5 protein-coding genes and 1 tRNA gene are annotated in these 4,755 nt (G+C 67.7%); 5 read left to right on the top strand and 1 reads right to left on the bottom strand.

Going from position 1 to position 4,755, the window contains the following annotated elements:
* A partial coding sequence (locus ACRDUX_RS27725; RefSeq protein ID WP_526418528.1) for a TetR/AcrR family transcriptional regulator occupies window positions 1-488 on the bottom strand: 488 nt, incomplete at its 3' end.
* Window positions 489-584: 96 nt separating this feature from the next.
* Here ACRDUX_RS27725 and ACRDUX_RS27720 point away from each other — a divergent pair.
* The 5 genes from ACRDUX_RS27720 (at window position 585) to ACRDUX_RS27700 (ending at window position 4,676) form a co-directional block, all read left to right on the top strand.
* Window positions 585-656 (top strand) — tRNA-Gln (locus ACRDUX_RS27720).
* Window positions 657-757: 101 nt separating this feature from the next.
* Window positions 758-2,239, top strand: a complete 1,482-nt coding sequence (glmU, locus tag ACRDUX_RS27715) for a bifunctional UDP-N-acetylglucosamine diphosphorylase/glucosamine-1-phosphate N-acetyltransferase GlmU (protein WP_526418526.1) — start codon at window positions 758-760, stop codon at window positions 2,237-2,239.
* Between the two features lie 92 nt (window positions 2,240-2,331).
* Entirely contained in the window at window positions 2,332-3,312 is a 981-nt protein-coding gene (locus ACRDUX_RS27710) for a ribose-phosphate diphosphokinase (RefSeq protein ID WP_526418524.1), read from the top strand.
* Between the two features lie 39 nt (window positions 3,313-3,351).
* A complete protein-coding gene (locus ACRDUX_RS27705; protein WP_526418522.1) occupies window positions 3,352-4,014 on the top strand; it encodes an LpqN/LpqT family lipoprotein in 663 nt (220 codons plus the stop codon).
* Window positions 4,011-4,676, top strand: coding sequence for an LpqN/LpqT family lipoprotein (locus ACRDUX_RS27700; protein WP_526418520.1), 666 nt, complete (start codon window positions 4,011-4,013; stop codon window positions 4,674-4,676). The genes ACRDUX_RS27705 and ACRDUX_RS27700 overlap by 4 nt, the downstream gene beginning before the upstream one ends.
* The last annotated feature ends 79 nt before the right edge of the window (window positions 4,677-4,755 follow it).

Below are 4,755 nucleotides of genomic sequence, written 5' to 3'. Positions count from 1 at the left end.
AGCCACCACTGCGCCGTCATCGACACCGAGCCGACGAGGGCTTGGGCGTACAGCGGGGCCAGCTCGGGATCGAGCCCGCGGCGGGAGAAGTCGCCGGCCAGGATCGACGCCACCTGACTGACGGCGTCGTTGAGCAGGCTCGAATACGTGCCCGAGGCGATGCTGGCCGGGGAATCGCGAATGAGGATGCGGAAGCCGTCGGTGCGCTCTTCGACGTAGGTGAGCAGCGCGAGCGCCACCCGTTCGACGCGCACCCGGGAGCGGTTGTTGGTCAGCGATGAGGTGATGCCGTCGAGCAGCGCCGACATCTCGCGGTCCACGACGACGGCGTAGAGGCCTTCCTTGCCGCCGAAGTGCTCGTAGACCACGGGCTTGGAGACATTGGCCCGCTGGGCGATCTCCTCGATGGACGTGGCGTCGTAGCCCCGCTCGGCGAACAGCGACTTGGCGATCTCGACCAGTTGCTGGCGGCGCTCGCTGCCGGTCATGCGCGCCCGGGGTGCACGCGCTTCCTTCTCCGGTGCTGCCACGACACTGAGCCTAGGCCCTCGACTAGGGTCACTCCCGTAAAGTCACTCCCGCAGTCCGTCGTAGTGTAATTGGCAGCACCTCTGTTTTTGGTACAGATAGTTCAGGTTCGAGTCCTGGCGACGGAGCAGTGGCACGGAGCAGTAGTTGCCGCGAGCGTGCGTGTCTGAACGACGACACGCCGCTCGGACCGGCACAACGCGCACGCTCGCGCGGAAGTGAGGGATCCATGACGACACGAGGCGAAACCGCGGTCATCGTCCTGGCCGCGGGGTCTGGCACCCGGATGCGGTCCGACGTGCCCAAGGTGCTGCACACCCTGGGCGGGCGCAGCATGCTCGCGCACGCCCTGCACGCGGTCGCCAAGGTCTCCCCACAGCATCTGATCGTGGTCCTCGGAAAGGACCGCGACCAAGTCACGCCTGCGATCAACGGGCTCGCCAAGGAACTCGGCCGCCAGATCGACGTCGCGGTGCAGGAAGAACAGCTGGGCACCGGGCACGCCGTCGGCTGCGGCATGGCCGCGCTGCCCGCCGACTTCGCGGGCACCGTGGTGGTGATGGCCGGCGACGTCCCGCTGCTGGACGCCGACACCCTGGCCGGCCTCATCGACACCCAGGTCAGTCAATCGGCCGCCGCGACCCTACTGACCACCACGCTGACCGATCCCACGGGCTACGGGCGCATCCTGCGCACCCAGGACGGGGCGGTCACCAGCATCGTCGAGGAGGCCGACGCGTCGGAATCCCAGCGCGCGATCCGCGAGGTCAACGCGGCCGTCTACGCGTTCGACGCCGCCGCACTGCGCTGGTCGCTGACCAAATTGCGCGCGCACAACGCGCAACGCGAGCTGTACCTCACCGACGCCATCGAGATCCTGCGGAGCGACCACCAGCGGGTGCGCGCGCAACACGTGGACGACAGCGCGCTGGTCGCGGGCGTCAACGACCGCGTCCAGCTGGCCGATCTGCACCGCGAGCTCAACCGGCGGATCGTCGCCGCCGTGCAGCGCAGCGGCGTGACCGTCGTCGACCCGGCCACCACGTGGATCGACGTCGACGTCACCGTCGGTCGAGACACCGTCATCGCCCCCGGTACCCAGCTGCTCGGCACCACCCGCATCGGCGCGCGCTGCCAGATCGGGCCCGACACGACGCTGACCGGCGTCGCCGTCGGCGACGGGGCCACCGTGATCCGCACGCAGGGGTCCTCGTCGGTCGTCGGCGACGGCGCCGTCGTCGGCCCGTTCGCGTACCTGCGGCCCGGCACCGAACTCGGGGCCGACGGCAAGATCGGCACGTTCGTCGAGACCAAGAACGCGACCATCGGCACCGGCACCAAGGTGCCGCACCTGACCTACGTCGGCGACGCCGACATCGGCGAACACACCAACATCGGCGCCTCCAGCGTGTTCGTGAACTACAACGGAGAAACCAAGCAGCGCACCACGATTGGCTCACACGTGAAGACCGGTTCGGACAACATGTTCGTCGCACCGGTCACCGTCGGCGACGGCGCGTACACCGGCGCGGGCACCGTCGTCCGCGATGACGTGCCGCCGGGCGCACTGGCCGTCTCGGCCGGACCCCAGCGCAACATCGAGGGCTGGGTGGCGCGCAAACGACCGAACTCCGCCGCCGCGGAGGCAGCCAGGAACGCAGGCCCCGACGTGGCGGCAGACGTCTCGCCGGACGACCGGCTGGACTCCTGACGTTCGTTTTCCGGTAACCCGGCCACGGACTCCAAGGAACGCTACGTACCATTGCCCCCGTATCGATCCCCGACGGCAAAGGCAGCGGCGAAGTGGCCACGGACTGGACCGACAATCGCAAGAACCTGATGTTGTTCTCGGGTCGCGCGCACCCCGAACTCGCCGAACAGGTCGCCAAGGAATTGGACGTCGCAGTGACGGCACAGACCGCTCGCGACTTCGCCAACGGTGAGATCTTCGTGCGATTCGACGAGTCGGTGCGCGGGTGTGACGCCTTCGTGCTGCAATCCCATCCCGCGCCGCTGAACAAGTGGCTGATGGAACAGCTCCTCATGATCGACGCCCTCAAGCGCGGCAGCGCCAAGCGCATCACGGCGATCCTGCCGTTCTATCCCTATGCCCGGCAGGACAAGAAGCACCGCGGCCGCGAGCCCATCTCGGCCCGCCTGGTCGCCGACCTCTACAAGACCGCGGGTGCCGACCGCATCGTGTCGGTCGACCTGCACACCGACCAGATCCAGGGCTTCTTCGACGGCCCCGTCGACCACATGCGCGGCCAGTCCCTGCTGTGCGGTTACATCCGCGACCACTACGCGGGCCACGACATGGTCGTCGTCTCCCCCGACTCCGGGCGCGTGCGCGTCGCCGAGAAGTGGGCGGATTCACTGGGAGGCGTTCCGCTGGCCTTCATTCACAAGACCCGTGACCCGCTGGTGCCGAACCAGGTCAAGTCCAACCGCGTGGTGGGCGACGTCAAGGGCAGGACCTGCATCCTCACCGACGACATGATCGACACCGGCGGCACCATCGCGGGTGCGGTCAAGCTCCTGAAGGAGGACGGCGCGGCCGACGTCGTCATCGCCGCCACCCATGGCGTGCTGTCCGATCCGGCCCGCGACCGGCTCGCCGAATGCGGCGCCCGCGAGGTCGTGGTCACCAACACGCTGCCGATCGGCGAGGACAAGCGGTTCCCGCAGCTGACCGTGCTGTCGATCGCGCCGCTGCTGGCCAGCACGATCCGCGCGGTCTTCGAAAACGGTTCGGTGACAGGACTGTTCGACGGAGATGCCTGAGATGGCCGAGCACCCGATCGCCGCCGTCGACGTGATTTCGTGATCCCGGTTCGATACGCGGGCGCGCTGGTGATGGCGCTGGTGCTCGCGGCCTGCGGGTCAGGAGCAACCGACCGGAGCGCTTCGTCGTCGTCTCCCACCACCACGACGAGCTCGACGCCCACGATGACACCGGCGCCCCCGCCGCCCCCAGGAAAACCGATGGCGTTCAGGGATTATCTGGCCTCGATCGGAGTCACGGGAACACCCGCCCGCTTCGACAACACCCCCGGTCTGCAGGTCACGGTGCCCATCCCCGACGGCTGGACGCGCGCAGGCGACCCGCTGTTCGCCACCGGTATCGACTTCGTCCAGCCGCTCGGTGGCAAGGGCACGTACCCGTCGGCGACGCTGATGGCGATTGCGCTCAACGGCGACTTCGACCCCAAGGACGCGATCCACCACGCCAACACGGACGCGTTGCCACCGACCGCGACCAATCGAACCGAGTCCTTCGAGGACTACCAGGGCTTCCCATCGGCTGCCGCGCAGGGCGTCTCGGGTACCAGCCAGCACTACAGCCGGATCGTCATCGCGACCGTGCCGTCGGACGGCAAGCGCTACCTGGTTCAGCTCACCGTGACCACCCTCGTCGACCAGCCGATCGCGGCATCACCCGCGCTGAGCAGCATCATCTCCGGTTTCAAGGTGACCGTGACGTGAAGCTCCCGACGGAGGCGATCGCGGGAGCGGGGCTTCTGATCGCACTCACCGTCGCGGGGTGCAGCCCCTCGGCGCCCGACTACCGGTCCATCTGGCAGACCACCACCGCGTCCGCCACCCCGACCAGCACCGACAAACCCATCTCCATCTCGACCTACTTCGACAACATCGGCGTCACCGGCGCGCCCGTCGCACCCGACAAGCTGACCGACCTGACCGTCGTCGTGCCCTCGCCGCCCGGCTGGAAGCCCTACTTCAACGCCAACCTCTCACCCGGCACCAGGACGATCGCCAGGGGCGACACCTATCCGACGGCGATGCTTCTGGTCTTCCAACTGGATGGAAACTTCGATCCTGTCGAAGCGCTCAAGCACGCCGACGGTGACGCGAAGCTGTCGAAGGACTTCAAACAGCTCAACGCGTCCGCGGACAATTTCCGGGGCTTCCCGTCGGCCATGATCGAGGGCACCTACGACCTGAACGGGCAACGGATGCAGAGCTACAACCGGGTGGTCATCGCCACCGGAACCCCGGCCAGGGCCAACCTCCCCGGTCAGAAGTATCTGATCCAGCTCACCGTGACGGCGTTCGCCGACCAGGCGCAGGTCGACGGTCCCGACATCGAGGCGATCATCAAGGGCTTCACCGTCAAGGCGAAGTAACTACGCGTCCCGGCGAGGCAAGAGCGGAGCGATCCAGGGAACTAGGCTTCAGCCATGAGTGACTGGACAGCCAAGGATC

Source organism: Mycobacterium sp., from assembly GCF_050701675.1.
GTDB lineage: Bacteria > Actinomycetota > Actinomycetes > Mycobacteriales > Mycobacteriaceae > Mycobacterium.
Note: the sequence above shows the minus strand (reverse complement) of the source record. Positions and strands in the feature narration are given on the sequence as shown.

Coding starts and splice junctions, on each gene's coding strand:
- glmU (WP_526418526.1), top strand. CDS start 758: ATGACGACACGAGGCGAAACCGCGGTCATCGTCCTGGCCGCGGGGTCT.